This window comes from Streptomyces celluloflavus (assembly GCA_000720995.1).
Lineage (GTDB): Bacteria > Actinomycetota > Actinomycetes > Streptomycetales > Streptomycetaceae > Streptomyces > Streptomyces celluloflavus.
The window spans coordinates 169,748-196,154 of the sequence record JOEL01000005.1 but is presented as its reverse complement, the minus strand read 5'-3'; the positions used below and the strand labels follow the sequence as shown (position 1 = coordinate 196,154).

General features: G+C 72.5%; 24 protein-coding genes. 16 read left to right on the top strand and 8 right to left on the bottom strand.

The window, feature by feature from the left end; all coding sequences use genetic code 11:
• From IH09_RS07540 to IH09_RS07530, 3 genes are all read right to left on the bottom strand, one after another.
• Positions 1-1,398, bottom strand: a complete 1,398-nt coding sequence (locus tag IH09_RS07540; RefSeq protein ID WP_052855306.1) for an aldehyde dehydrogenase family protein — start codon at positions 1,396-1,398, stop codon at positions 1-3.
• Positions 1,399-1,406: 8 nt separating this feature from the next.
• Positions 1,407-2,156, bottom strand: a complete 750-nt coding sequence (locus IH09_RS07535) for a (5-formylfuran-3-yl)methyl phosphate synthase (protein ID WP_052855345.1) — start codon at positions 2,154-2,156, stop codon at positions 1,407-1,409.
• A 279-nt stretch (positions 2,157-2,435) separates the two neighbouring features.
• Positions 2,436-3,059, bottom strand: a complete 624-nt coding sequence (locus IH09_RS07530) for a ScbR family autoregulator-binding transcription factor (RefSeq protein WP_052855305.1) — start codon at positions 3,057-3,059, stop codon at positions 2,436-2,438.
• A 377-nt stretch (positions 3,060-3,436) separates the two neighbouring features.
• Here IH09_RS07530 and IH09_RS07525 point away from each other — a divergent pair, with 377 nt between their 5' ends.
• The gene (locus IH09_RS07525) at positions 3,437-4,663 is read left to right on the top strand and encodes an IS701 family transposase (protein WP_052855304.1); all 1,227 of its coding nucleotides are present in this window, start codon (positions 3,437-3,439) and stop codon (positions 4,661-4,663) included.
• Between the two features lie 698 nt (positions 4,664-5,361).
• Positions 5,362-6,303 (top strand): ScbA/BarX family gamma-butyrolactone biosynthesis protein, encoded by a 942-nt coding sequence (locus IH09_RS07520; RefSeq protein ID WP_052855303.1) that lies wholly within the window; start codon positions 5,362-5,364, stop codon positions 6,301-6,303.
• A 275-nt stretch (positions 6,304-6,578) separates the two neighbouring features.
• Here IH09_RS07520 and IH09_RS07515 read toward each other — a convergent pair whose 3' ends face one another.
• From IH09_RS07515 to IH09_RS07495, 5 genes are all read right to left on the bottom strand, one after another.
• Positions 6,579-7,541 (bottom strand): NAD-dependent epimerase/dehydratase family protein, encoded by a 963-nt coding sequence (locus IH09_RS07515; protein WP_052855302.1) that lies wholly within the window; start codon positions 7,539-7,541, stop codon positions 6,579-6,581.
• Positions 7,538-8,161: a ScbR family autoregulator-binding transcription factor gene (locus IH09_RS07510; protein WP_052855301.1), complete on the bottom strand. Its 624-nt coding sequence runs from the start codon at positions 8,159-8,161 to the stop codon at positions 7,538-7,540. The genes IH09_RS07515 and IH09_RS07510 overlap by 4 nt, the downstream gene beginning before the upstream one ends.
• A gap of 140 nt (positions 8,162-8,301) precedes the next feature.
• Positions 8,302-9,252 carry a PLP-dependent cysteine synthase family protein gene (locus tag IH09_RS07505; RefSeq protein WP_052855300.1) on the bottom strand — a complete coding sequence of 317 codons (951 nt, stop codon included), beginning with the start codon at positions 9,250-9,252 and terminating at the stop codon, positions 8,302-8,304.
• Positions 9,253-9,380: 128 nt separating this feature from the next.
• A complete protein-coding gene (gene epsC, locus IH09_RS07500; protein ID WP_052855299.1) occupies positions 9,381-9,989 on the bottom strand; it encodes a serine O-acetyltransferase EpsC in 609 nt (202 codons plus the stop codon).
• A gap of 378 nt (positions 9,990-10,367) precedes the next feature.
• The gene (locus IH09_RS07495) at positions 10,368-10,919 is read right to left on the bottom strand and encodes an NADPH-dependent FMN reductase (protein ID WP_052855298.1); all 552 of its coding nucleotides are present in this window, start codon (positions 10,917-10,919) and stop codon (positions 10,368-10,370) included.
• 349 nt (positions 10,920-11,268) lie between these two features.
• Here IH09_RS07495 and IH09_RS07490 point away from each other — a divergent pair, with 349 nt between their 5' ends.
• From IH09_RS07490 to IH09_RS07430, 14 genes are all read left to right on the top strand, one after another.
• On the top strand, positions 11,269-12,129 hold the full coding sequence (locus tag IH09_RS07490; RefSeq protein WP_052855297.1) for a TauD/TfdA dioxygenase family protein: 861 nt from the start codon (positions 11,269-11,271) through the stop codon (positions 12,127-12,129).
• Positions 12,126-12,941 carry an HpcH/HpaI aldolase family protein gene (locus IH09_RS07485; RefSeq protein WP_318279404.1) on the top strand — a complete coding sequence of 272 codons (816 nt, stop codon included), beginning with the start codon at positions 12,126-12,128 and terminating at the stop codon, positions 12,939-12,941. Before IH09_RS07490 ends, IH09_RS07485 begins: the two co-directional genes overlap by 4 nt.
• A gap of 124 nt (positions 12,942-13,065) precedes the next feature.
• Positions 13,066-14,019 carry a PLP-dependent cysteine synthase family protein gene (locus tag IH09_RS07480; protein ID WP_240151052.1) on the top strand — a complete coding sequence of 318 codons (954 nt, stop codon included), beginning with the start codon at positions 13,066-13,068 and terminating at the stop codon, positions 14,017-14,019.
• Between the two features lie 33 nt (positions 14,020-14,052).
• A complete protein-coding gene (asnB, locus tag IH09_RS07475) occupies positions 14,053-15,867 on the top strand; it encodes an asparagine synthase (glutamine-hydrolyzing) (protein ID WP_052855295.1) in 1,815 nt (604 codons plus the stop codon).
• Positions 15,864-16,919, top strand: coding sequence for a PrpF domain-containing protein (locus tag IH09_RS07470; RefSeq protein ID WP_052855343.1), 1,056 nt, complete (start codon positions 15,864-15,866; stop codon positions 16,917-16,919). The genes asnB and IH09_RS07470 overlap by 4 nt, the downstream gene beginning before the upstream one ends.
• A complete protein-coding gene (locus IH09_RS07465) occupies positions 16,889-18,019 on the top strand; it encodes an acyl-CoA dehydrogenase family protein (RefSeq protein ID WP_172450379.1) in 1,131 nt (376 codons plus the stop codon). Before IH09_RS07470 ends, IH09_RS07465 begins: the two co-directional genes overlap by 31 nt.
• A complete protein-coding gene (locus IH09_RS07460; protein WP_052855294.1) occupies positions 18,007-19,395 on the top strand; it encodes a dihydroorotase in 1,389 nt (462 codons plus the stop codon). Before IH09_RS07465 ends, IH09_RS07460 begins: the two co-directional genes overlap by 13 nt.
• Positions 19,396-19,475: 80 nt before the next feature.
• Positions 19,476-20,699 (top strand): FAD-dependent oxidoreductase, encoded by a 1,224-nt coding sequence (locus tag IH09_RS07455; protein ID WP_240151051.1) that lies wholly within the window; start codon positions 19,476-19,478, stop codon positions 20,697-20,699.
• Between the two features lie 38 nt (positions 20,700-20,737).
• Positions 20,738-21,292, top strand: a complete 555-nt coding sequence (locus IH09_RS39670; RefSeq protein WP_318279403.1) for an NADPH-dependent FMN reductase — start codon at positions 20,738-20,740, stop codon at positions 21,290-21,292.
• Between the two features lie 50 nt (positions 21,293-21,342).
• Positions 21,343-21,621: a hypothetical protein gene (locus IH09_RS07450; RefSeq protein ID WP_052855293.1), complete on the top strand. Its 279-nt coding sequence runs from the start codon at positions 21,343-21,345 to the stop codon at positions 21,619-21,621.
• Positions 21,622-21,818: 197 nt separating this feature from the next.
• Positions 21,819-22,835 carry a 3-oxoacyl-ACP synthase III family protein gene (locus IH09_RS07445; RefSeq protein ID WP_052855292.1) on the top strand — a complete coding sequence of 339 codons (1,017 nt, stop codon included), beginning with the start codon at positions 21,819-21,821 and terminating at the stop codon, positions 22,833-22,835.
• 144 nt (positions 22,836-22,979) lie between these two features.
• Positions 22,980-23,777, top strand: coding sequence for an arylamine N-acetyltransferase family protein (locus IH09_RS07440; protein ID WP_052855291.1), 798 nt, complete (start codon positions 22,980-22,982; stop codon positions 23,775-23,777).
• Positions 23,778-23,862: 85 nt separating this feature from the next.
• Positions 23,863-25,446: an FAD-dependent monooxygenase gene (locus IH09_RS07435; protein ID WP_052855290.1), complete on the top strand. Its 1,584-nt coding sequence runs from the start codon at positions 23,863-23,865 to the stop codon at positions 25,444-25,446.
• A gap of 5 nt (positions 25,447-25,451) precedes the next feature.
• Entirely contained in the window at positions 25,452-26,390 is a 939-nt protein-coding gene (locus tag IH09_RS07430) for an LLM class flavin-dependent oxidoreductase (protein WP_318279402.1), read from the top strand.
• Positions 26,391-26,407: the final 17 nt, after the last annotated feature.

The window sequence follows — 26,407 nt, the reverse complement described above, 5'->3', positions numbered from 1 at the left end:
TCATGCCTCCTGAGGGCGGTGGACGACGAACGGACTGAGGTTCTGGTAGAGGCCCCAGGGTCCGCCCGCTACGCCGACGCCGCTCTCTTTGATGCCCGCGAAGGGCTGGGCGAGGGAGAGTTCGGCGTGGTGGTTGATCCATGCCGTCCCGCACTCCAGCCGGCCGGCCACCGCCTCGGCCCGGTCGAGGTCGGTCCCCCATACCGAGCCGCCCAGTCCGAAGCCGGTGCCGTTGGCCGCGTCGAGGGCCTCGTCGAGGGTCCGGTAGGGCAGGACCGGCAGGACCGGGCCGAATTGCTCCTGCGTCACCACCGGGCTGTCGGGCGGGACATCGGTCAGGATCGTCGGGGCGAAGAAGTAGCCGGGCCCCGCCGGCCGGTGGCCGCCGGCCGCGGCTCGTGCGCCGTCCGCGAGGGCCTGGGCGGTGTAGTGCTCGACCCGGGCCAGTTGGGGGGCGTTGTTGACCGGTCCCAGTTGCGAGCGCGGGTCGAGTCCGGCTCCGACGACGGCGGTCTTCGCGCGCTGCGCGAGGGCCTCGACCACGTGGGAGTGGAGCCGGGCCGGGGCGTAGACGCGTTTGACGGCCATGCAGACCTGTCCGCAGTTGCGGAACGCCGCCCAGAACAGCCGGTCGGCGATCCGTTCCACGTCCACGTCCTCCAGCAGGATGGCGGCGTCGTTGCCGCCCAGTTCCAGGGTGACCCGGGCGAGCGAGGCCGCCGCGGCCTTGGCGACGGCCCGTCCGGTGGGGATCGAACCGGTGAAGGTCACGTGGCGGATTCCGGGGTGGGCGGCGAGGCGGGCGCCGAGGGGTTCGCGGCCGGTGACGATCGTCAGGACGTCCTCGGGGAGGGCGGTGGCCAGGACGGTCCCCAGCAGCCGGGTGGCGAGGGGGGTGAACGGGGAGGGCTTGAGCACCATCGTGTTGCCCGCGGCGAGCGCGGGCGCGAACTTCGCCGATGCGAGCTGGAGGGGAAAGTTCCACGGGACGATCGCGGCGACGGGCCCGAGCGCTCGCCAGCGGAGCTCGCTGTGTACCGGCCGGCCGTCCGTGACCGGCCGGGGCGCGGGGTCCAGCTCGGCGAAGTAGCGCAGGCGGGCCGCCGTGCGGGCGACCTCCGCGTACGACTCGGCCAGGGGTTTGCCCTGTTCCCGGGTGAGCAGGGGGGCGAGGTCGGTCCCGGCCGCCTCCACGGCGTCGGCCGCCGCGCGCAGCGCGGTGGTGCGGGCGGCGGGGTCGGCCCGCCAGCCGCGCCATGCCTGGTGGGCACGGTCGATGACGGCGTCCAGTTCGGGTGGCTGCTGGTCGGGGGCCTCGTCGAATGCCTCGCCCGTCGCCGGGTCGAGGACGGCGAGGTGGCGGGTCCCGGGGGCGCGGCGGGGCCGGGGTGTCGGCATGCCGGCGGTCAGTTCGCGGCGGCGGCCGCGTATTCCCGGGCGTGGCGGTCCATCTCCGCCCGGAAGGCGGCTACCAGGTGTGGCTGGATCCTTCCGGTGGTGCGGTCGCCGCCCTCGCAGACCGCGCCGCGTACTCCGACGATGTCGGTGCCGATGCGGGTCAGTTCGCCGAGGTCTGCCACCTTGACGCTGCCCGCGAGGGCGGCGAGCAGGTCGGCCTCGTGGGCCAGCCGGACGAACTCCGCGCAGACGTCGGGCGGAACGTGGTCGAAGAGCCGTGTCCCGTCCTTGACCGCGGTGTCGAGCATGGCCGCGTCGGAGCCGGAGCGGAGCGCGATGCCGGGCAGGGCGAGCGGGTTGACGCAGCCGATCCGGTGGGCGTCGGCGTAGCCCGAGGCGACGACGAATGCGTCGGGCCGGTAGTCCTTCACCGCCCGGACGACGCCTCGCATGACGTCGATGGCCTGGTCGGGCGTCGTGCATCCGTAGAGGCCGACCTTGATGTACGTGGCTCCGGAGACGGCTGCGCCGAGCGCCGCCTGGGCCACCGTGCCGGGCTTGTACGGTACGTCTCCCACGGTGGCGGATACCGGTTTGTCCGCCGGGACCGCGTCACGGATCTCCCTGATGACCCAGGGGAAGTTGGCGCCGAGTGAGCCTTCGTCGGGTTTCTTGACGTCGACGATGTCGAGGTGTTCCGCCGCCTTCGCGCAGTCGAGGGCCTCTTCGACGCCGTCCGGGGAGATGAGAAGCAACAAGGTGGACCCCTTCCACCGCATGTCCACCCGGCCGAGGCGCAGGTGTGCGGAGTCGTCTGGATCACTTGCGGTCCGCACATCCTTGCCGCTGCCCGTGGCCGCCGGTAGGGCGCGCGGAGGCCGAACGGCACTGTCACGGTGTGCCCGGTGCGCCGTCCACGCCGGGGAGATTCGGCCATGTGCGGGGGTGGACAGGCTGCACGGCGTCGGGCCGGCCTGAGCCGTGGCGACGGCACGGTTTGCGGAAGGGGCGCCGTCTTGCGGTGCGTGCTGCCGGGGTCAGCTGCGAGGTGTGGGGGGCCCGTCGGACGGCTCGCGCGGGCTGATGCCGGACAGGGCGAGCTGCCAGATCCTGCCCAGTTGTACGACGGCGCTGGCGCGCGCGGTATCGGTGGCGACCGAACGTGCCCGTGCGTAGGTCTCGGTGCCGGCGACCAGATGGACGACGAGTGCGGCGATGGTCTCGGGCAGTACGGCCGGATGGAGCTGGCCGTCCCGCTGGGCCTGTGCGAGCAGGCTGTGGACGGCCGGCAGCCAGGCGGCTGACCATGCGGGGCTGCCGGGCCGTTCGCGGGCGAGCCGGGCCGCCGAGCGGACGACGGGGTCTTCTTCCAGGAGCCGGGCGAGTTCGAGGGTCAGGTCGATGACGGCCTGTAGGGCCGGCCCGGATTCCGCCGTGACGTGGTCCGCCACGGTGCGGGCGGCGTGGGATCCCTGCGACTGGACCTCGTCGGCGAGTTCGCTCTTGGTGGAGAAGTGAAAGGTCAGTGCGCCCATGGAGATACCGGCCGCGTTGATGACCTTGTTCAGCGAGGTGCCGTCGTAGCCCCTGCGGTCGATTTCCTCGGCTGCGGCCCGCACCAGGGCGGCGCGTGTGCGGGCCGCCCGCTCCTGCCTCACCACGGCTGCGCTCCGAAGTGCGGGGCAAGGCCGTTCCTCGGACGGCTCGCCTGCGCGGCGGGGAGGTCGCAAACGGTGGTCACTGCGGACGGCGGGGCGGGTCGGCGCACCCGTCGTGCATTCACCAAAACAGTTCTCCTTCGGTCATTCCGGCTGGTGAGACGGCCAGCGTGCTCGCTGTGTGACCGGGTGACAACTCCGACTTGACGAAGTGTCGCGTTTCGGCCGATCAGCGGTGTGTGCGGGGCATATGACCTGCCGAAGTAGGAGTCACCGGGGCCCGGGAGCAGAAAACAAAGAGATTGTTCTCTATTATTTTCTGGAGTCTTGGACGGGCCGGTCGTACCGCCGACCGGCACCAGGGGGAGGGAACGCACACGATGGCTGCGCATGCTTCGGGTCAACTGCCGGCGCCTCACGGCCAGGTACCTGCCGCCACATTCGTCGAGGAACTCTTCGGGCACCTGCCGCGGGCCGACCAGCGCCGCTGGGCCCTCGCCTACATGCAGGGACTGTTGAGCACACCGGGCAAGAAGTCGGTGCGCCGCCTGGCCGCCACCATCTCCACCTCGCCCACGGCCTCACAGTCGCTGCACCAGTTCATCAACGCCAGCCCCTGGAACTGGAAACCCGCCCGGCAGGAACTCCTGCGGTGGGTCGAACAACGCGCGCAGGGCCAGGCATGGACGATCGGTCTGGCGCTCCTGCCCAAGCGCGGCGAGCACTCCGTCGGCGTGCACCGCAGATTCGTGCAGGAATCCGGGCGCACCCTCAACTGCCAGGTGGGCGTCGGGGCGTTCCTGTCGACCGGCGGAATGGAGCTTCCGGTCGACTGGCGTCTCCTGCTTCCCGACCAGTGGCGCCAGGATCCGCAACGGCGCCTGCGCGCCCGGATCCCGGACGCCGCCGCCCACGACCGTCAGGTGTGGTCGCACATCCTGGATCTGGCCGATTCACTGGCTTCGCGCACCCGTACGACTCTGCCGCCGCTGGTGGCGGATATGAGTGAATGCACGGATACGGCGGCGCTGATGCTCGGGCTGAGCCAGCGCGGGCGGGACTTCCTCCTCACCGTCCCCAACTCCCTCCCCGTCCTGTCCTGCGCCCGCTCCGCAGGCCGGCAGCCCGGCGGACCGGGGCCGGCCGCCCCGCTCGGCGCCCGTCAGCTGCTCAGCCTCAGCGGCAGCGGCCGCCACCCGCACACCGCCACCGTGAGCACCCACGACGGAGCGACCCGGCCCGTCAGGATTCTGAGCGGCCTGGCCCGGCTGCCGCAGGCCGGTCCGTGCACGGGGAGCCGCCAGCACATCTACCGGCTGTTCACCGAACTGCGGCCCGCCGGGGCGCAGCTCTCCCGTATGTGGGTCACCAACATGACGAACCGGCGTATGGACGAACTGCTCCCCCTCACCGGCCTGCCCACCGTGACGGCAACCACCCTGCACGATCTCGGGACCCATTTCGGTCTCCTCGACTTCGAGGGCCGGTCCTTCCCCGGCTGGCACCACCACATGACACTGCTCTCCGCCGCGTACGCCTACCACCGCCTCGCCGGTTCGACGCTTCTGCCCCCGCACGCCCAGGCGTCCGGCCTGCGCTCCGCCTGAACTCCCCAGCCATGAGGGCGCCGAGGCGTCACCCGGTGGCGGTCTCCCCGGCCCGCTCCCACCCGGCCACGCGGCCGACGCTCACTTGGTGGCGGCCTCGGTGCGGAGGCGTACGCGGTGGGCCGGATCGGGCCCGGCGTTGCCGTCGGCAGGTCCGGGCCGCACACCTGCCCGGGGTCACCACGTGGTCAACCCGGCTCGGGATGGGGGCCGTTGGCGGTGACCATCGGCCCGCAGCAGGTCGCGCGCCGCGGCTCCTCGCCATCGCGGCCGGCCTCGAAGGGGCGTCGGGCCGACGGGGTCGACGGCCCATGTCCCGCTGATCGCCGGACGGGTTCGGGACGGAAGCCGCCGGAACGGGCGACTCCGGGGCGGATCGGCTCTTCGCGGACCGGTGTCCGCCTCGGATCGCGGACGGCTGCGTTCCCCTGTCATCCGGTGTTTCGTGCGAGCCGGGAGGGGCCCAGGTCCGCCGAAGGTCCCTGAACACCCCGCCCAGCAGCATGAATGCCCGCGAGGTGCCGTTCCGCCCAACTGCGCGCCACACGTTCGCACTTCGGCTCCGCCAGAGGCGGTGCTGCCACCTTCTCGACAAACAAAAAGAACACCCTCTATGTTATTGGCGCGGCGGTCAGGTCACTCGCCCACGGGGGCCGAGGGCGCGCCGCGAGTGATTTGCCTAAGGGGGAAGCAAGGGCATGTCCGATTCCGCACGCCGTGACGCTGCGTCCGGCACCGCTCTGTTCAGCCGGGTGCCCCGGGAACTGGTGCACAAGACGGCGCCCGACGAGGTCCTGCTCACCGGCTGGCGTCAAGAAGCCGAGGATCACTTCGTCGTCACGGCCTCATGGCCGGAGCAGCACAGTTTCTACGTACCGGTGGCGGGGGCCCGCGACCCCCTGCTCGCTGCCGAATCGGTGCGCCAGGCGATCCCGTTACTGTGCCACGGCGCCTACGGCGTGCCGCAGGGGCACCGGCAGATCTGGGATCACTTCGCCTGCGCCCTCCACCCCGACGCGCTGTCCGCCGACGAAGGGCCGGCCACCATCGAGCTGGACGTCTCCTGCTCCGATGTACGGCGCCGCGGCAGCAGGCTCGCCGCCATGACGATGCAGGTGCGCCTGATGCGCGACGGCGCCTGCATGGGGGTGGCCCATGCGCGGTTCACCAACCAGCCTCCGGCCATCTATCAGCGCCTTCGCGGGGAGTACGCCGATCTTGAGGCCGCGATGTCGCGGACCATTCCGCTGGCCCCGCCGATATCCCCGAAACAAGTGCAGCGCAGCCGGTTCCGGGATGTCGTCCTCTCTCCGACGAACACGGCGCAGGTGTCCCAACTCCGCGTCGACCTGGCCCACCCGGTCCTCTTCGACCATCCGGTCGATCACGCGCCGGGCATGCTCCTGCTGGAGGCCGCACGCCAGGCGACGCACGCGGTCGCCCATCCGCACGATGTGGTGCTCACGGGAATGGACTGCGCCTTCTCGCACTATGCGGAACTCGACGCCCCGTGCTGGATCGAGACATCCGCCCTCGGCAACGAGCTGATGGGGCGTCTCGCGGTGCAGGTGGTCGCCCGTCAGTTCGGCCGAGAGGTCTTCTCGGCCCTGATCACGGCCGAGCACTCCGTGCGGACCTGAGGGGCCGGCGGGCGCCCGCGATGGCTGAGCGGCCGTCGGGGCGGCGGGGCTCACCCCGTTGGCGGCAGGGATCAGGCATGCCTGCTGTCCGTGTCCCGCCGCCCGTCCGCTCGTGCGTGATCGGCGGTGCGGCGCTTGTGGCGGACTTCCCGTCGTCTTCCGGTGCCACGACGGCGGAACGGCAACGGTCAGGGCTCCGGTGCGGGTGCGCACCGGAGCCCTGACGTGAGTCGCTCGCGTCGCCGGGTGCGTCCCGGACGGCCTGCCGTGCGGCCTCAGCGGGCGGGTGGCGTGGCGAGGTGGGCCCGGTACCATTCGGCGGCTTCCCCGAGCCGGGAGAGCGCGCCGGGGCCCGCGGGGCAGCCGGCCGCCTCCCAGATCGAATCGCTGCGGTACCAGTGATCGCGTGCGAGCAGCGAGAACTGGCGCTCGCTCATCTTGCCCGGGTGTTTCCGCAGTTGTTCGAGGCAGGTCTGCCAGGACCAGTTCTCCCTGCCGGGCGACGGCAGCACCTTGTGTGCGGCCAGCGCCGCCAGCAGCTCGCCGTTGCTGACCGGAACCGGATGGCCGGCATGGAAAATCCCGCGGGGCGGCTCCGTCAGATACGCGAGGGCCGTGATCAGCCGCGCCAGGTCACCGACGTCCACGAGCGACAGGAGGCCGCGCCCGTCGTCCCAGCGCGCCGGAACCCTCTCCAGCAATTCCGCGTAGGCGGGCACCACCCACCGGTCGCCTCTCCCCAGAACCAGGCCGGGCCGCAGGACGGTCCCACCGGCGGCCAGAGCCTTTCCTTCGCCTTCCCACCGGGTCCTGCTGGAAGGCGAAACCGGTGCGGGCGCCACCTCGTTCACCGCGATCCCCCGGTGGGGCCCCATCCCGTATACCGCCGCCGTGGACAGATGGATGATCCGTTGCACCCCGGCGCGCCTCGCCTCGGCCATGAGTGCCGCGCAGCCGTGGACGTTGACCTGCGTGCAGCGGTCCTCGTCGCCGCCGATGTACGACGCCAGGTGGATCAGTACGTCCGACCCGGCGACCAGCGCGGGTAAGGACTCCGCGGCGGTCAGGTCGCCGAGGATCCATTCCAGGCCCGGTACGGCTGGGCCCGTGGGTGGTGTGCGGGCCAGTGCCCGCACGGTGATGTCCCTGCCCGCCCGGGGTGTTTCGAGCAGTGTCTTCAGGACCGCCGACCCGATGAAGCCGGTGGCGCCGGTGAGCGCCACCTGCCACGTGGTCATGCGGCCACGCTGAGGGCGGCATCGACCGTCACCCGGGAGACCGTCCGCGGGCGGGCGATGCCGGGCAGCAGGTAGCGCCACATCGCGACGATCTGCTGGGGAAGATCCGCCCGGCCGGTGGAGAGCTGGGACATCAGCTGGGTCCCGGTGTAGGCGGCCACCAGGACCCGTGCGCACTCCGCCTCGTCGACGTCCTCCAGGAGTTCGTCCCGGGCGCGGGCGGCGAGGAGCTCCTGCCGGAATTTCTCGCCCCACCATTCGTACACCGTGAAGTCCTGTACCCCGCCTTCGGTTTGATCGACCGCCAGCCGCACACCGGCCCGGAAGCGCACATTGCGCTGCATTTCTCCGGCGAGGTAGAGGGTCAGGTTCACCAACTGCTGGATGCCGCTGGGCTGTTCGGGCAGACGCAGCGCGGCCGCCTGCTCCACGATGACCGCTCTGGCCAGGTCCTCCTTCGATTTGAAGTGGAAGTACATGGCCCCCGGTGTGACTCCGGCGCGTTCGAGGATCCTGTTGATACCCGCCCCGGAGAAGCCGTTCTCGTCGAAAGTCTCGGCGGCTGCCTGGATGAGTGCATCGCGTGTCCGGACTGCCCGTTCCTGCCTTTGGCGTGCCACGTGCTGGTCCTCGATCTCTGAATAGTACAAAAAGAATGACCTCTATGTTATGTCCGGAACGGCCTTCGCCGGTACCCGCGTTCGCGGGGCGGCCGAACAGGCGTTGGCGTGGAAGGCGCCGCGGTGCGGGAGCGGCGCGGTCACGGGGCGGCCCCCTCGTTCCAGAGGCTGACGTAGCGCTCGCCGGTGTCGGGCAGGACGGTCACGATCGTCCGCCCCGCGTACTGGGGCAGGCGGGCCAGCCGGGCGGCGCCGTGGACCGCTGCGCCCGAGGAGACCCCGACGAACAGGCCCTGCCGGGCGGCCAGGGACTTGGCGGCCCGGACGGCGTCCTCGTCGCTGCAGGTGAAGACGTGGTCGATGAGCGTGCGGTCGGTGGTGGCGGCGACGAAGCCGCCGTTCAGGCCGGGGATGCGGTGCAGTCCGCCGTAGCCGCGGGAGAGAACGGGCGAGGACTCCGGCTCGACGGCCACCGCCTCCAGGGCGGGGTTGCGCTCCTTGAGGTAGCGGGCGGTGCCGGTGAGGGTGCCGCCGGTGCCGACGCCGGCGACCAGGACGTCCACGGTCCCGGCGGTGTCGGCCCAGATCTCCGGGCCCGTCGTCTCGTAGTGGGCCAGCACGTTGTCGTCGTTCTCGTGCTGGCGGGCGTACCACGAGCCGGCCGTGCGGGCGTTGATCTCCTCGGCCTTGTCGATGGCGCCCTGGAAGCCGTCCTCGCTGGGGGTCTGGACGACCTCGGTGCCCAGCGCGCGCAGCAGCCCGATCCGTTCGGGCATGGCGTTGTCGGGCAGGACGATGACGCAGCGGTAGCCGCGGGCGGCGGCGAGGGCGGCCAGCGCGACGCCGGTGTTGCCGGAGGTGGACTCCACGACCGTGCCGCCGGGGACGAGTTCGCCGCGCGCCTCCGCGCCCCGCATCATGTGCAGGGCCGAGCGGTCCTTGCTGCTGGAGAAGGGGTTGACCGACTCCAGCTTGGCCAGCACCTCCACGTCCGGGTGGGCGCCCTCCAGATGCAGCCGCACCAGGGGGGTGTTGCCGATCAAGTCCTCCAGACCGTCCGCGATCCGGCACTCGGCGGTACGAGCAACCATGAGTGAACTCCTGTCAGTTGTACGCGTACTGCGCGACGGAAGAGGCGGGGAGGACGGCGGGGCGAGGCGGTGCGCCCGGCCGGGGTGCCGGGGCGGGGGCGGTGGCTCGGCTCAGCGGGGCGGGGGGATCACCACGAGCCGGTCGAGGCGAGGAGCCGTACGGGGTCGCCGGCCGGCCCGGCGGAGCCGCCCACGCTCTTGACCACGGACGCGGGTGCGTAGACCCGGCTGCCGGGCGGGATGTCCTTGGTCACCGTGGCCATCGAGCCGATCAGCGCGCCGTCACCGATGGTCACCGGCCCCAGCACCGTCGCGTTGGCCCCCAGGACGACGCCGTTGCCGACGACGGGGTGCCGCCGCTCGCCCGGGGCGCGGTGGTTGTCGTTCCACCAGCCGACGGCACCGAGCGTGACCTGGTGGAAGAGGGTGACGTCGTCGCCGACCACCGCCGTCTCGCCGATGACGACCGACGAGCCGTGGTCGATGAAGACGCGGCGACCGATCCGCGCGCCGGGGTGGATCTCCACGCCGGTGTGGCGGCGGGCGAAGTAGGCGATGACCCGGGCGCTCATGCGGCGGCCGCGGCGGTGCAGGCGGTGGGCGACGCGGTGGGCCCACAGGGCGGGCAGCGCGGGGTGCAGGACGCCCTCGCGGCGGGTGCTGATGGACGGGTCGCGCTCGATGACCACGTCGAGGTCCTCGCGCATCGTGCGCAGCAGTCCGGGGACGGTGTGCATGGCTTCAACTCCTCCTGCTACGGATGGCCGTGGCATGTGGTGTGTCCGCGTCGCCCGGGTCGTGGCCGCCGTCCGTGCTGGGCTCCCGCCCGGCGCCCTCGCGCGCCGTGGGCAGGTGCGGGGGGCGGGGCAGGTGCGGCTCCGGCCGGACGAAGGGCGGGCGCCCGAGGGGTGCACCGCCGGCCGGCAGCAGCCGGGTGGCTGTCGGGGACGGCACCGGCAGTGCGGTGAACAGGCCCGGTGCGGCCGTTTTCGCGGCCGGCCAGGACGTGTGGCGGACCGCCGGGCAGCGGCCGCGCGGGCCGTCGGGGGCCGCGTCGGTGGACAGGGCGCCGAAGGAGACGCGGCGGCGTGCGGTGGTGGTTCGGCGGGACGGTGTCAGCGCGCCGCCGCCGCGAGGACCGCGTCGACCAGCTTCTCCAGCCTGCTCACGGTGGCGGGGTCCTCGATGAGGCCCTCGGAGGTGCGCAGGCTGATCGCGTCGCCCACGGCGACCTCGTCGCACTCCACGGCGGCGGCACCGCAGTTGGCGAGTATCCGGCGCACGTGCGGCTGTACGTTCGCGCCGCCGGCCTGGCCCGGGGAGGCGCTCAGGACCGCCGTCGGCAGGTCGGTCAGCGGGCTCTCGCCGCCGGGGCGGGAGAGCCAGTCCAGCGCGTTCTTCAGCACGCCCGGGGGGTAGCCGTTGTAGGCGGGGGAACAGACGATCAGGGCGTCGGCACCGGACACCTGGCCGCGGGCGGACTCCAGGGGCGCGGGGTGGCCCGCGCGCTCCACGTCCTGGTCGAACGGCGGGAAGTCGTGCAGCGGCACGACGGTGGCCTCGTGGCCGCCGGCCCGCCCCTCGATGATCTTCCGGATCGTGGCGACCACCGCGGAGTTCGAGGACTCCGCGCGCAGGCTACCGGAGATCAGGGCAATCCTGGCCATTTCTTCAACCCTTTCCTAGCGTGCTCCGCACAGACTCGCGGAGCCAATCACGCCGGGGTATTCCCGGACAACAACGGGCTCCAGGGTGCTTGCGATTTCGGGGACTTGGCGGAGTGCTGTGACAGATGTGGCAAGTTCCTGAAGTCGCCGCGGCCGTGGCCGGATCTCCTTGCCACGGCCGAACCGCCCGTGCTTGGCTTCCCTCCATCTCAGCGGCCTGCCGGTCCGCGCTCCAGCGAGGCAGTGCACGCATATCCCGGATTTCCGCCAACGCGGGCGTAACGAGGGATCCCTGACGCCGAATGGCGCGGGATGCCTTGGGCCCGGCGTGCCAGGAAAGGAATGCACGGTGTCCCACTTCGATATACGCAAGACCGGCGGCAGGATCGGTGCCGAGGTGCTCGGCGCCGACCTGAGCAGCGAGTTGCCGGACTCGGTGTGGTCCCAGATCCACGAGGCTTTCCTGGAGCACAAGGTGCTCTTCTTCCGGGACCAGGACATCGACGACGCGGACCAGTTGGCCTTCGCCGGCCGCTTCGGGCCGCTGACGCAGAAGCACCCGATGATGCGCACGGTCGACGGCGCGGTGCAGGTCATCCCGGTCGACGGCGCGGATCAGCGCGCCAACCACTGGCACGTCGACATCAGCTTCACCCGGGCCCCGTCCCTGGGCACCACTCTGCGCAGTGTCACCCTGCCCCCGTACGGCGGGGACACGCTGGTCGCCAACGCCGCCGCCGGGTACAAGGATCTCCCGGCCGAACTGCGGGAGATCGCCGACAGGTTGTGGGCAGTGCACACCAACCACGCCGAGCAGCCCCGCCTGGGTACCGAGCGCGGCGAGCAGGTGCGCAAGGCGTTCCTGGCCAAGCGGTTCGAGACCGCGCACCCGGTCGTGCGCGTCCACCCCGAGTCCGGTGAGCCCAGTCTTCTCCTGGGCGGCTTCGCCCAGCGCCTGGTCGGTATGGAGCTGCGCGAGTCCCGGCCCCTCATCGACGTCCTCCAGGCGTATGTGCTCCGCCCGGAGAACACCGCCCGCTGGACCTGGCGCCCCGGGGACGTCCTGATCTTCGACAACCGCAGCGCCCAGCACTACGGCGTCGACGACTACGACAGCCACCAGCGCGTCCTGCACCGCGTCTCCATCACCGGCGACGTGCCGGTCGGCCTGGACGGCAAGTCCAGCTACGTCATCGAGGAGGGCGAGTGAGCGCCACCGCGCCCGGCACGGGCCGACAGCCCCAGGGACCCGCCGCGTTCACCGCGCGGCTGCGCCGCCGCGAGCGGATGGTCGGCTACTGGATCGCCTGCGACAACCCCACGGGCACCGAGCGCATCGCGGGCCTGGGCTACGACTACATCGGCATCGACGGCCAGCACGGCATCCTGCACCAGGCGGGCTGGCAGTCGGCGCTGCTGGCGGTGGACTCCCGGCAGCGCTCCGCGGGCGTCCTGCGGGTCCCCTCCGTCGACCCGATCGCCATCGGCATGGCCCTGGACACCGGGGCCCGCGGTGTGATCGTGCCGATGGTCGGCACCGCCGAGGAGGCCGCCGTCGCCGCCCGCGCCTGCCGCCACCAGCCCAAGGGCACCCGCAGCCTGGGCGGTCCGGTCCGCGGCGAGGTGCGGCTGGGGTCGGTGCCGGACGAGGTCGACGAGGCCGTCGCCTGCATCGTGATGATCGAGACGGCCGCGGCGCTGGAGAACCTGGAGGCGATCTGTGCCACGCCGGAGCTGGACGCGGTCTACGTCGGTCCCGCCGATCTGTCCGTGGCCCTGGGCGCCCGCTACTTCGGGGACCCGGATGTGGCGAAGGACCTGGAGGACGCGCTGCGGCGGGTGAGCGAGGCGGCCGAGCGCGCGGGCATCGCCTGCGGCATCCATTGCCTGACCGGTGACGCCGCGGCCGAGCGCCTGGGCGAGAACTTCACCTTCGCCACGGTCTCCAGCGACATCACCCACCTCCAGCAGATCGCGGCCGACCACCTCGGTGCCGCCCGGGGCGGGGCCGTCCGGGCCTGAGCGGCACGGCGGCCCGCGCCGCCCCGCCCCGGGGCACTCCCCCGGCCCCGGCCTTCCAGTGCCCCGGCCGCCGCGACGCCACAACGCCGCGACGGACGCGAGGAATTCGACGAAAGTGGGACCTTTGAAAACAGCGACCGCCCCCATCGCCCCCGCCGCCGGCCGGATCGTCCGGTCGATCGAAGAACTGGTCGGCAACACTCCGCTCATGGAGATCCGGCTCGCGCACCTCCCGGACTCCGTCCGGCTGCTGGCCAAGCTGGAGATGTTCAACCCGCTGCTGAACGTCAAGGACCGCCCGGCGCTGTACATGATGCGCCAGGCGGAGGTCTGCGGGGCGCTGCCCGCGCGGGGCGGCACGGTCATCGAGTGCTCCTCCGGCAGCACCGGCATCTCCCTGGCCGCGCTCAGCGCCCGGCGCGGCCACCGCTGCATCATCGTGATGCCTGACAACGCCACCGAGGAACGCCGTCAGATCCTGCGGGAGTTCGGCGCCGAGGTCGTCCTCGTCCCGCACGAGGACGGGCTGCCGGCCGCCTGGCGTCACGCCGAGGAGCTCCAGCGCAGCATCCCCGGTTCCTGGCTCGCCCACCAGGACGAGAACCCGGAGAATCTGCGTGCCCACTACGAGACGACCGGGCCCGAGATCTGGGCGGCCACCGGCGGGCAGGTCGACGTGCTGGTGTGCGGCGTGGGCACCGGCGGCACGCTCACCGGTGTGGCCCGCTACCTCAAGGAGCGCCGGGACGTGCACGTGGTGGCGGTCGAGCCGGCCCGTGCCGCGATCCTCAACGGCGGGGCGCCGGGGCCGCACGGCATTCCCGGCATCGGTGCCGGCTACGTCTCCGAGATCATGGACCTCGATCTGATCGACGAGGCCATCGCCGTCCCGGACGAGGCCGCCGCCGGCACCACCCGCGAGGTCAACCGCGCCACCGGTCTGCTGACCGGCATCTCCTCGGGCGCCGCCGCGTACGCCGCGCGCCTGCTGGCCCGGCGGGAGCGCTGGGCGGGCTCGACGATCGTCACCGTCTTCCCCGACACCGGCGAACGGTATCTGTCGCTGTCGACCGAGTGAAACCCACGTTTGTCACCGGAACGGATAGCCCATATGTGCCGCATCTTCGGCTACTTCAACGCGACAGCCTCCCCCAACGACCTCAGAACAGCCTCCGCGCTGCAACGGCACGGAGGCCCGGACGCCAGCGGTTCGGCCCGGGGTGCCGGCTGGGGCATCGGCAGCAACCGCCTCGCCATCGTCGACCTGGACGGCGGGCAGCAGCCGTACGAGAGTGACGGCGGCCGCATCCGGGTCGTCTTCAACGGCGAGATCTACAACCACGACGCGCTCCGCGCCCGCCTGCGGGGGCTGGGGCACGTCTTCCCCGATCGCTGTGACGGCGGCGTCCTCCCGGCCCTGTACGCCGAGTACGGTGCCGGCTTCGTCGACCACCTCGACGGGATGTACGCCGTCGCCGTGGTGGACCTGCGCGGCGAACGGCCCCGGCTGCTGCTGGCCACCGACCACATCGGCATGAAGCCGCTGTACTACCGCTGGGACGCGGCCGGCCGCTCGCTGCACTTCTCCTCCGAGCTGTCGGCGCTGCTCGGCTTCGGCGGGATGTCCGACGGCATCTGGGACGCCGGGCTGGACGCCTATCTGGCCACCAAGACGCCCTTCGGCGAGCAGACGTTCTTCGACGGTGTCCGGGTCCTGCCGCCGTCCACCACCATGACCTGCGAGCTCGGCGAGACCCCGCGCACCGTGCACCGCCCCCAGCAGCCCGAGGACCACGGCTTCACCGGCGCCGAGGAGGCCGGCGCCCTGGTGCGCGAGCGGCTGCGTGAGGAGGTCGGCCGGCTGCTCGTCGCCGATGTGCCGGTCGCCGTCATCACCTCCGGCGGCCTGGACTCCAGCCTGGTGACCTCCCTGGCCGCCGAGCACGGGCCGGTGCACTCCTTCAACATCGCCTACGGCGGCGACTGGCCCTTCGATGAGCGGCACTTCGCCCGCGAGGCGGCCGAGCGCGCGGGCACCACGCACCACCAGGTCGAGATCGACCCGGCCGGCTTCCCCGGTCTGCTGGAGGACGTCGTCTGGCATCTGGGCCAGCCGAACGCCGACCCCATCACGCTGAGCACCCACGCGCTCTTCGCCGCCGTCCGCGACGCGGGCTTCAAGGTCGCGCTGACCGGCGACGCCGCCGACGAGGTCTTCGGCGGCTACGGACGGATGCGCGCGGCCGCCGGGGCCGCCGGGTCCGGCCAGGCGTGGTACGGGGACTACCTGGACGCGCTGGGCGTCCTCCCCGCCCACCGCCGCCACGGCCTCTACACCGATGCCTACCGCGCGTTCGTCGAGGATGTGCCGCCCCTCCCCGCCGACGTCCTGGAGCGGCTGCGCGAGGGTGCGGGGACGGTCCTGGAGCGGATCAGCGCGTTCGAGCTGGGCCACCGGCTGCCCGCCTACCACCTGCGCCGGGTGGACCACCTGAGCATGGCCAGCTCCGTCGAGGCCCGGCTGCCGTTCTGCCAGCGCAGCATCATCGCCCCGGGCCGGGGCCTGCCCGACGCGCTGCGCATCCGGGGCGGGGGCGTGAAGCGGACGCTGTACGCGGCCGCCTCCGGGCTGGTGCCCGATACGGTGCTCAACCGTCCCAAGCAGCCCTTCACCCTGCCCGTCACGGCCATGCTGGCGCCCGGTACCCGGCTGTGGGAGTACGCCCGGGACATGCTCGCCGCCGCGCGGCTGAAGGACGGCGGCCAGCTCGATGCGGCCGCGGTCGCCGCGCTCTTCGCCGCGCAGGCCGACACGCCCGACGACACCACGTCCCTGACCCTGTGGGCGCTGCTGGTGCACGAGGTGTGGCGGGAGCTGTTCCGCAGGCCGGCGCGCCGGTCCGAACCCACGGCGGTAGCGGCGTGATCGGACATCTTGCGTACGCGACGGGGAGCCCGTGCCCGACGGTCGTGCTCGACGCGCGCCGGCTGTCGGCGGACGAGGGAGCGCTGCGCCGGGAGCTGACCGAGGTGCGGCGCTATCTCTCCGAGGCCGGCGGCTCCCATGTTCTGAAGATCGCGCTGGTGCGGCCGTCCGCACATCCGCTGTTCGATCTCGACTACCGGTTCGTCCAGGCGCTGCCCGACGGCCCCGACCGTTTCGACTTCCGCGGCTCGTGCGGGCACTCGATCCTCTCCGCCGTCGTCTCGGCCGAGCGGGCCGGGATGCTGCCGGCGCTGACGCCGGGCGGCCGGGTGCGGGTCAATGTCCTGAACAACGGCGACAGCGTGGTGTGCGAGTTGGAGGAGACCGGCCTCAACGAGGTGCGGTTCACCGTCTACTTCGTCCAGCCCGTCGGCATACCGCTGCCGGAGCTCCTGCTGACCGCGGAGCCGTGCACCGAGCTGGTGTCGGACGGCGTCTCGCGCACCGTCTCGCTGGTCTCCACCGGCAACCCCTACACGTTCGTCGACGCACGGGAGCTGGGGATACGGGACCACACCGAGCTGTTCGCCGCCGGGGACGAGCTGTTCGCGCGGATGGCGCGGCTGCGCGTGGCCGCGGCCGGCCGGCTCGGCTGGTCCCCCGATGGCGCCTTCCCCAAGATCGCGGCGATCCTCCCGGAGGCATCCGGCCGTATCGCGGCGCGGGCGGTCTCGGTGCCCGGCTGGCACCCGACGATCGCGCTGACCGGGGCGGTCTGCCTGGGGGCGGCGACCCGTATCCCCGGCACCGTCGCGTGGCGGATCGCCGAGGAGGCGGGCCACGTCGACGGGCCGCTGGGCATCACCACCCCCGGCGGCCGGACGGTGGTCACCGTCGCCACCCACGAGATCGGCGGACAGCCCTCGCTCACCTGGGTCGGGGTCGGCCGTAAGCACGTCACCCACCAGGGCTCCTTCGTGCTCGAACCGCTCGCCCATCTGCAATTCGAGGAGATTGCCCAATGCCTGGCACTGTCAGCGGCCTCCGTGTGAGGCCATGTCTCACCCCGGACCTGCGGGCGAAGCTGCGCGAGTCGGCGGAGCGGACCGCGCGCAGCGGTGAGCCCGACCACGAGGCCCTCACCGACTTCCGCAAGTCGGGACTGCCGGCCACGGCCGTCCCGGCCGGGTACGGCGGCGCGGGCGGCGACGGCCGCGAAATCAACCGTGTCGTCGAGGAGTTGGCGACCGTCAACCCGTCGGTGGCCATCATCGCCTTCCAGCATTTCGCGGTGAGCAGCCGCATCGCCGAGTGGGGCACCGAGCAGCAGAAGTCGGACCTGCTGCCGCTGCTGGCCGACGGCACCTATCTGGCCGCGTCGGCCTGGAGCGAGACGGGTGCGGGTGCGGCGAAGCAGAACCTCAGCAGCACCGGCACCCGCCGCGCGGACGGCGGCTGGGAGCTGAACGGCGCCAAATCCTTCACCACCGGCGTCTCCATAGCCGACCTCTATCTCGTCCTCGTGCAGACCGGGCGGCCCGATGAGGGGGCGCGCCGCACGTACGGGGCGGCCGGGCAGACGTTCTTCCTGGTCACTGCCGACACCTCGGGCGTGGTGCCGGACCTGAGCCTGGACCTGGCCGGGATGCGCGGCTCGGCCACCGGCTTCGTCTCGATGGAGCGGTGCGTGGTGCCCGACGGGAACCGGCTGGGCCCCGAGGGCCGGGCGCCGGAGATCATCGCCGGGGTCCGCACCTCGGGTGCGACGCTGGGCGCCGTGGCCGTCGGCGCCGCCCAGGCCGCCTTCGACCTCGCCGTCGACCACGCCGAGCGGCGTGGCCTGACCGAGCGTCCGACGGTCCGCCACCGCCTGGTGGACCTGGCGACCCGCCTGGAGTCGGCGCGCGCCATCGTCGAGCGGGCCGGTGCCCGCGTCTCGGCCGACCCCGGCACGACCACGCTGCACAGCAAGCTCTACGCGTCCACGGCGGCCGAGGAGATCTGCCTCGGGGTGGCCCGCATGCTCGGCTCGGCCGGCTATGTGACCAGTTCGCGGCTGAACCTGCTGCTGGCCGACGCCCGCGCGGTGGCGCTGATGGGACCGACGAACGACCTCGCCCGAGAGCTGGTGGCCCTGACATGGCAGAGCTGAACTCCCCCGCGCCCGAGCCGGAGCTGGTGGTCTGCGCGCGCAAGCTGGTCACCCCGCAGGGGGTCCGCGCGGGCCACGTCCTGGTCTCCGGCGGGCGCATCACCGCCGTCGCGGACGAGGACACCGCCGCCCCGTCCGTGCCCCGCCTGGACGCCGGCGACCACTACGTCCTGCCGGGTCTCATCGACTCCCACGTCCACTTCCGCACCCCCGGTCTGACGCACAAGGAGGACTGGGAGCACGGCACCCGGGCCGCGGTCACCGGCGGCTTCACCACGGTGATGGACATGCCCAACACCGTGCCGCCGACGCTGACCGCGCATGCCGTGGCCGAGAAGGCGGATCTGGTCAAGGGCCACTCGCTGACCGACCACGTCTTGCACATCGGGGTGGACCCGCAGAACCCGAAGTTGCTGGCCACCTTGGACCGTTCCGTCGCCACCAGCGCCAAGCTCTTCATGGCCGGGCATCACACCGCGCCGACGGTGGTGCGCGATCCGGCCGTGCTGGAGGAGGCGTTCGCGGCCGCCGCCGAGGGCGGGGTGCAGCTGATGCTGCACGCCGAGGACGGCGGGCTCTTCTCCCTCCTGGACGAATGGTGGGGCGAGCCGGGCAGCTACCGCGAGTACGAGGCCCGCAGGCCGCGCAGCGGCGGCATCGCCGCGGTGGCCAAGGTCATCGAGCTGGTGCGCCGGCACGGCACCAGGGCCCACATCCTGCACCTGTCCAGCGCGGAGGAGGCCGATCTGATGTGTGCGGCGCAGGCCGCCGGGCTGCCGGTCACTTTCGAAGTCACCGGCCACCACCTGTCGTTCACCGATGAGGACACCCGGCGGCTGGGCGCCCGCACCCGCCTGTCGCCCTCCATCCGCCGGCAGGCGGACCAGGACCGGCTGTGGGAGGCGGTGTACGCGGGCCAGCCGGCCACGATCGGCTCCGACCACGCTCCGCACACCGTCGAGGAGAAGTCCCGCACGGTCCAGGCGTCCCCGCCCGGCCTGCCGGGCGTGCAGGAGCTGGCGGTCGCGGTGTGGACCGGTATGCGGCGGCGCCGGCCCGAGGAGGACGTGGACACGGCCGCCGCCCGCCTCGTGCGGTACCTGGGCAGCGGCCCCGCCGATCTGTTCGGGCTGCCGGGCAAGGGCCGCCTAGAGCCGGGCGCCGATGCGGATCTGGTGTTCTTCGATCCCGACGCCACGTGGATGTTCTCCGCCCGCGGTGTTCGGGCCAAGTGCGGCTGGTCCGCGTACGAGGGCTGGACGATGACCGGCCGTATCGAGCGCACCCTGCGCGCCGGACAGACGGTCTGGGACGCGGCGACGCAGACCTTCGGCTCCTATGACGGGCGTCGGCTGTCCGCCACCGGGCCCCGCTGACCGCGGGCCCGCGCCGGTCGCCGTACGGATCTCCTGCACCGGCCCCTGATCTCCACTCCCCTTCCCGCAAGGAGCACCAGATGTCCCCCAAGCGCAGCGCCGTCGTCGCAGGCGGCGGCATCGGCGGGCTCGCCGCCGCGGTCGCCCTGGCGGGCGCCGGAACCGAGGTCACGGTCGTCGAGCGGGCCCCGGGTATCAACGATGTCGGCTCGGGTCTGATGCTGTACGCGAACGGTGTGCGGGCGGCCGGGGCCCTCGGCGCCCGTCTCGGCGAGCGCGTGCGCACCGATGGCTGGGTCACCCCGGACGACGCGGTGCGGCTGCTGATGGACTCCACCGGCGCCGTGCTCTCCAAGGAGCCGATCGGCGAGGTGGGCACGCGGCTCGGCGCACCCCAGATCCCCATCCTGCGCACGGCCCTGCAGAACGCGCTGTTCGACGAGGCGGCCGCCGCCGGGGTGACGGTGCTGCTGAACACCGCGGTCGAGGATTACACCGCGGACGACGCGTCGGTGTGCGTGCGGCTGTCGGACGGGAGCACCCGTACCGCCGGTTTCCTCATCGCGGCCGACGGCATCAGGTCCGCCGTGCGGCAGCGCATGCTGGGCGACGGCCCGCCGCGGTACCGCGGTTACACGTCCGTGCGCGGCCGCACGGCCGGCTCCGCGCTCTACCCCCAGCCGTTCGTCGCCGGCGGCCGGGGTATCCAGCTCTTCGTCGCCCCGGTCGGGGGCGGCACCCTGTACTGGGCCGCGAAGATCACCGCCGAGGCCGGGGAATGGCCCGCCATGGGCCGCGAGACGGCGCTGCGCACACTGCTGGAGCGGCTCGCCGACTGGCACGCCCCCTTCGCCGGCCTGATCCGCGAGGCCGATCCGGACGATGTCGCCGTCACCGACATCCACGACCGCGACCCGGCCCCGTACTGGGTGGACGGCCGGGTGGCGCTGCTCGGCGACGCCGCCCATCCGATGGTCCCGGCGCTGGGCCAGGGCGCGAACACGGCTCTGGAGGACTCGGTGGTCCTGGCCGCCGCGCTGCGCGCCCATCCGGGCCCGGACGAGGTGCCCGCCGCGCTGAAGGCGTACGAGCGCGAGCGCATCGGGCGGGTCTCGGCGGTCGTGCTCCATTCGCGCCGCCAGGGCTCGCTCGACCAGGGCGCCAGTCAGGCCGAGGAGCGCGCGCGCAACGACTTCATGAAATCCCACGGCCGCAAGGACGAAGCGGCCCTCGATGTCGTCGCCTGGACTCCGCAGGACATCCGTCTGAGCGCCGCCGACTCCGCTCTGCTCACCGTCGAATAGGACCCGTAGCCCACTCCGTAAGGAAGGTCGCCGGACCCGTGCCTACCTCACACACCGTGCTGATCAGCGGTTCACTCCGCGTCGGATCGACGTCGGACCGCACCGCTCTGTGGTGCGCCGAGCAACTCCAGGAAAAAGGAGCCACCACCCGGACCTTCACCGGTGGTGAGATCGACTTCCCGTTCTACCGCCCCGGTCTGTCCGGTACCCATCCGGGTCTGCGGGACTTCCTCGACGAACTCGGCCGCGCCGACGGCGTCGTCCTGGTCTCCCCCACTTACCACGGCACGGTCTCCGGCTTGCTGAAGAACGCCTTGGACTATGTCAACGATCTGGACGGCCCCCGGCCGTTCCTGGACGGCCGTACCGTCGGCTGCGTCGCGGTCGGTGCCGGTACCCAGGGCACCGCCTCCACTCTGGCCACGCTGCGCACGATCAGCCACGCGCTGCGCGCCTGGCCCACCCCGCTGGGCGTCGTCGTCCCGCACGCCGGCTCCCTGCTGCCGGGCGATCCGCCGGGCGGCCAGGGCGAGCGGCTGCTCGCCATGCTCGGCCAGGTCCTCACCTTGTCCCCGGTCCCGGCGGCCGTGTGACCTGCCGGACACCGCCGGCGACTCCACCCACGACCACGACGGAGCACTCCATGCCGACCGCCAAGACGTTCTCCCTCGGCCCCATCTGGCGCGACTCCAACGTCCGCTCCGGCCCCTCCCTGGACAGCCCCGTCCAGCAGCTCTTCCTGCCCGACGGAACCACCGGCCACGACGCGGTGGGCTGGGCCAAGGGTGATGAGGTCGTCGAGGGCGAGAACCCCCGGGGCGTGATCGTCAGCGACATCTGGTTCGAGCTGGCCACCGGCGGCTGGTGCAGCGCCGTCAACTTCGACCAGGAGACCGTCGCCCGCGTCCTGGGCCGGTCCTGATCACCGCGATACCGCACAAGACCGCAGGTGCCGGTGGTGCGGGCGCGGTATGCCCCGTATCCGTGCACCGAGATCGCGTACCTCCCCCGCACGTATCCCGTACCCCGCGGGCATCCGCCGCAGCGCGGCACGGTGTGCGCAGCCGCCCGGAACGCCGGCGCGCTGTCCCGCCGGCCCGCAGAACCAAGGAGCCGAACATGAGCGATGACTCCCACCGACAGGCAGGTCCGAGTACGACGGCCACGGCAGTCCTGGGCACCGGTTCGTATCTGCCCTCCTACGTGATGAGCAATGACGAGATCGGCGCGCCGGCCGGCGTGGACGATGCGTGGATCACGCGCAAGACAGGTATCCGCGAACGGCGTTTCGCGAAGAACGACGAGGCCACCTCCGATATGGCGGTGATGGCGGCGCGCCGGGCGCTGGAGGATGCGGGGGTGAGCGCCGCGCAGCTCTCGCAGATCATCGTCGCGACGTCCACGCCCGACTCCCCGCAGCCGGCCACGGCGGCGCATGTGGCGCACCAGCTCGACGCTCCCCCGACCGCGGCCGCCTTCGATCTCAACGCCGTGTGCAGCGGCTTCACTTACGCGCTCGCCACGGCCCACCGGGTGGCGGCCGCCGGTGGCGGCTACGCGCTGGTCATCGGTGCCGACATGTACAGCCGGTACACCGACCCCGCCGACCGCCGGACCCGGGTGCTCCTCGGTGACGGGGCGGGGGCCGTCGTCATCGGGCCGGGCCATGGTCCGGGGCGGGTGCTGGCCACCCGGCTGCTGAACTTCAGCGAGGGCCTGGACCTGGTGAAGGTCCCGGCGGGCGGTACCCGGCTGGGCACCTCGCACGCCACCGTGGACGACCGGCTGCACTATTTCGCCATGGACGGCCGTGGTGTCGTGGACATCGTCCGTTCGAAGCTGCCGGGTCTGCTGTCCGACTTCCTCGACGAGGCCGGGGTGTCCAGGGAGGACATCGCGCACATCGTGCCGCACCAGGGGAACGGCATGATGCTGCGGACGCTGGAGCAGGATCTGGCCTTCCCCCGGGCCCGGATGCACACCACGGTGGCCGGTTACGGGAACACCGGCGCGGCGTCGATTCCGATCACGCTGGACGATGCGGCGCGGGCGGGGGCCCTGCGGGAGGGCGGGAAGGTCCTCCTCACCGCGTTCGGCGGCGGGTTCACGTTCGGGTTCGTCCTGATCGATTGGTGAGCCCGGCCGCCCGGGGCGCAGCCTCGGCGGCACCGGCCGGCCGGTGAAAGCACCGCGGACCGGCCGGACTTGACGGCGCGAGAGGGCGCGGAAGGGCACCCGGAGCGCGAGAGCGGCACAAGCACAGTAGGGAGCACGGGAGAGATGACCTCAGTGAACGTGGACGCCTACCTGGAGCGGATCGGGGCCGAGCGCCCCGCGAAGGCAGACCTGGCGGCCCTGGCGTACTTGCAGGAACGGCACTTGAAGTCCGTCCCCTTCGAGACGTTCGACTTCAACCTCGACGTACCGATCAGGATCGGCGAGGGCGCGGTGGAGAAGATCGTCGACCGGCGCCGGGGAGGCGGCTGCTATGAGCTCAACACCTCGTTCGCCGCGCTGCTGACGGCGCTCGGCTACCGGGTGAGCCTGCTGGCGGGGCGCAGCCTGCACAACGGCAAGGAGCCGCTGGTGGGCGCCTTCTTCGGGCACATGATGCTGCGGGTGGAGATCGACGGCGAGTGCTGGCTCGTCGACGTCGGCTTCCGCTGGGCGAGCTGGCGTCCGCTGCGGTTCGCCGAGCGTTCGCCGCAGAAGGACGAGAACGGCGAGTACCGCATCGTCGATACGCCCGACGGCGATGTGGAGATCGTGCACGACGGGGTCCACCGGGTCCGGCTGGAGACCCGGGTGCGCGAGATCGGCGACTTCGTTCCGACGATGTGGTGGTTTTGCACCTCTGCGGACTCGCCGGTCACCGGCGGCACCATCTGGGCCTCGCTGGTGCGGCCGGAGGGCCGTGCCTCCCTGCTGGACCGCACGCTGACCCGTTACGAGGACGGCCGGCGGATCAAGGAGGTGCTCGACGACGAGGCGTTCCCCGCCGCCGTCAAGCGGTGGTTCGGCATCGAGCTGGACCGGTTGCCCGCGCTGCCCCCGATGCCGGCGGGCGCCGCTTCCTGAGCGGCGCCCGCGCATCCTTCGAGCCCTTGCCCGCGCCCCGCCCGGCGTCCGCCGTCCGCGAAGAGAAGTCAGAAGGTTGAAGGCGATGAAGAGCAGCACACCATCCGATGTGGTTTTCGATGTACTCGTCGTCGGGGCGGGGCCGTCCGGTCTGCTCCTCGCCTGCGAGCTGCTCGACCGCGGGGTCCGGGTCCGGATCGTCGACGCGCTGCCCGAGCCGATGCGGGTCCCCAGGGCGCTGTCGGTCTATCCGCGGGCCTTCGACATCCTGGAGGACCGGGGGCTGCGGGACGAGGTGCTCGGGGTGTCGGGCACGGTGCGCACGCTGAGCTATTTCTCGGACCGCAACCACCTCGCCTCGTTCCGGCTGCCCGCCGAGCACGCGCCGCGTGTGCTGCCGCAGTACGAGACGGAGCGCATCCTCACCGAGAAGCTGGAGTCCCTGGGCGGCAAGGTGGAGCGTGGCGTCCGCCTGCTGGCCCTGGAGGGTGTGGACCACTCCGGCAGGATCGAGGCCACCTCCGGCGTGCGGGCCGTCCTGGAGACGGCGGACGGTGTGGTCGAGCGGGCTTTCGCGCCGTTCGTCGTCGGTGCCGACGGGGCGGGCAGCGCGGTGCGCGGGCAGCTGGGCATCGGCTTCCAGGGGTCCACCTACGGGCTGGAGTTCGCGCTGGTCGACGCGAGGGTGGACGGCGATCTGTCGCCCGAGGAGATCCTCTACTACCAGGGAGCCGGCGGCACGCTGGCGGTGGTGCCGCAGCCGGACGGCGTCTTCCGTTTCCTGTCGGTGCTGCCGCGCGGTTCGAGCTCGGCGGGCGTCGAGATGATGCAGGAGATCGTGGACGAGCGCGGCCCGCGCGGCATCCGCATCACCGAGCCGGTGTGGACCACGGTCTTCCGGGTGCACGCCCGGCTGGCCGCCGACTTCCAGCTGGGCCGGGTGTTCCTGATCGGCGACGCCGCCCATGTGCACAGCCCGGCCGGCGGCCAGGGCATGAACAATGGTCTGCAGGACGCGAACAACCTCGGCTGGAAGCTGGCCTCGGTGCTCAAGGGCGTGTCGCCGTCCTCGCTGCTGGCCACGTACGGGCCGGAGCGCGCCGAGGCCACCCGGCGCACCGTGCGCGACACCGACCTGCACACCCGGGCCTGGATGGTCAGCGGCCGGGCCAAGGTGTGGGCCCGCGACGCCGGCTTCCGGCTCGCCGACCGCACCGGCGCGGCGGCCCGCCTCTACGCCCCCGTCCTGGCCGGGCGCCGCCAGTCGTACACCCCCCGGCGCGCCGCGCAGTCGCCGTCGGGTCCGGCCGCCTGCCGGGGTCTGGGCAAGCTCCCCGGGGGTGTGCGGCCGGGTGGTCTCCTCCCCCGCAAACTGGCGCTCGCGTACGGGATTTCGGGCCCCGGCGCCGACCCGCTCGCCTGGACGGTCGCCGTCAGTGAACCCGCGCACGACACCGCTTGGATCGCCCAGGTCGAGCACATCGCGGCGCTGCGGCAGCGGGTGCGTGTCGTGTCGATGTCGCCGCGGGACGCGGCGGCCGCCACCGGCTGCCACCGCCCCGGGTACCACCTCGTACGTCCGGACGGCCACCTGGCGGCCCATGGCCACGAGAAGGATCTGGACCGCCTGGAGCAGGAGCTGGGCGTCGCACTCCACCGGAGCCGGTGAGTCTCGTGACGCTCCACATAGGTGTGCAGCTGCCGGTCAACTTCGAGCCCGGCGAAGAAAGTCACGACGGGGCCGTCGACATCGCGCGGCTCGCCCGGCACGCGGAGGAGGCGGGCCTGGACTCGATGTGGACGGGTGACCGGCTGGCGTCGGGCTTCCCCGTCCTGGACAGCTCGATGGTGCTCGCGACGGCGGCGGCCGCGACCCGGCGGATCCGCGTGGGCTACGGCGTCATGCTGCCGGCTCTGCGGGCGCCGGCCTGGGCGGCGAAACAGATCGCCACGCTGCAGCACCTCTCCGGCGGCCGCGTCCTGCTGGGCGTGGCCGTGGGGTCGGGTGAGGCCGGGGAGTGGGCGGCGGCCGGTTTCTCCCCGAAGGAGCGCGGCCGGCGCACCGACCGGTTCCTCCGGGCGCTGCCGGATCTGCTCGCCGGGCGGCCCACCGCACTGGCCGGTGCGCCCCGGGGGGCGCGGGTGGCGCTGGCGCCGTCCGCTCCGGTGCCGGAGGTCTGGATCGGCGGCGGGGCCGAGGCGTCCCTGCGCCGCGCCGCGGCATACGGCCAGGGCTGGCTGGCGGCGCTGAAGACGCCGGAGCAGCTGGCGGCGGGCGCGGCGCGGTTGGCCGAACTGGCCGCCGAGCGCGGCGTGCCGGTCCCCCGCACCGGCCTTGTGACCTTTGTCCGGGCGACCGAGCGGCCGTCCGCCGCGGCGGCCGGGCCGGTCGTCGACTATCTCGTCAAGGCACAGGGGCTGGACCGCGAGCGGGCCGCCGCGCTCGCCCTCGGCGGCGGCCCGCGGCAGGTGGCGGAGCGCCTGCGGGAGTACGCGGACGCGGGCGCCGGGACCCTCGTACTGGTGCCGTTCGGCGCGGACACCCGCCGGCAGTACGACCTGTTCGCGCAGATCCGTTCCCTGCTGCTCGACGAGGGGGTGGCCGCCCGATGACGGCCGGTGCCGCCTCT

Coding starts and splice junctions, on each gene's coding strand:
- IH09_RS07450 (WP_052855293.1), top strand. CDS start 21,343: ATGCCGACCGCCAAGACGTTCTCCCTCGGCCCCATCTGGCGCGACTCC.
- IH09_RS07505 (WP_052855300.1), bottom strand. CDS start 9,252: ATGGTTGCTCGTACCGCCGAGTGCCGGATCGCGGACGGTCTGGAGGAC.
- IH09_RS07495 (WP_052855298.1), bottom strand. CDS start 10,919: ATGGCCAGGATTGCCCTGATCTCCGGTAGCCTGCGCGCGGAGTCCTCG.
- IH09_RS07460 (WP_052855294.1), top strand. CDS start 18,007: ATGGCAGAGCTGAACTCCCCCGCGCCCGAGCCGGAGCTGGTGGTCTGC.
- epsC (WP_052855299.1), bottom strand. CDS start 9,989: ATGCACACCGTCCCCGGACTGCTGCGCACGATGCGCGAGGACCTCGAC.
- asnB (WP_052855295.1), top strand. CDS start 14,053: ATGTGCCGCATCTTCGGCTACTTCAACGCGACAGCCTCCCCCAACGAC.
- IH09_RS07540 (WP_052855306.1), bottom strand. CDS start 1,398: ATGCCGACACCCCGGCCCCGCCGCGCCCCCGGGACCCGCCACCTCGCC.
- IH09_RS07435 (WP_052855290.1), top strand. CDS start 23,863: ATGAAGAGCAGCACACCATCCGATGTGGTTTTCGATGTACTCGTCGTC.
- IH09_RS07520 (WP_052855303.1), top strand. CDS start 5,362: ATGTCCGATTCCGCACGCCGTGACGCTGCGTCCGGCACCGCTCTGTTC.
- IH09_RS07440 (WP_052855291.1), top strand. CDS start 22,980: ATGACCTCAGTGAACGTGGACGCCTACCTGGAGCGGATCGGGGCCGAG.
- IH09_RS07455 (WP_240151051.1), top strand. CDS start 19,476: ATGTCCCCCAAGCGCAGCGCCGTCGTCGCAGGCGGCGGCATCGGCGGG.
- IH09_RS07525 (WP_052855304.1), top strand. CDS start 3,437: ATGGCTGCGCATGCTTCGGGTCAACTGCCGGCGCCTCACGGCCAGGTA.
- IH09_RS07515 (WP_052855302.1), bottom strand. CDS start 7,541: ATGACCACGTGGCAGGTGGCGCTCACCGGCGCCACCGGCTTCATCGGG.
- IH09_RS07465 (WP_172450379.1), top strand. CDS start 16,889: ATGCCTGGCACTGTCAGCGGCCTCCGTGTGAGGCCATGTCTCACCCCG.
- IH09_RS07445 (WP_052855292.1), top strand. CDS start 21,819: ATGAGCGATGACTCCCACCGACAGGCAGGTCCGAGTACGACGGCCACG.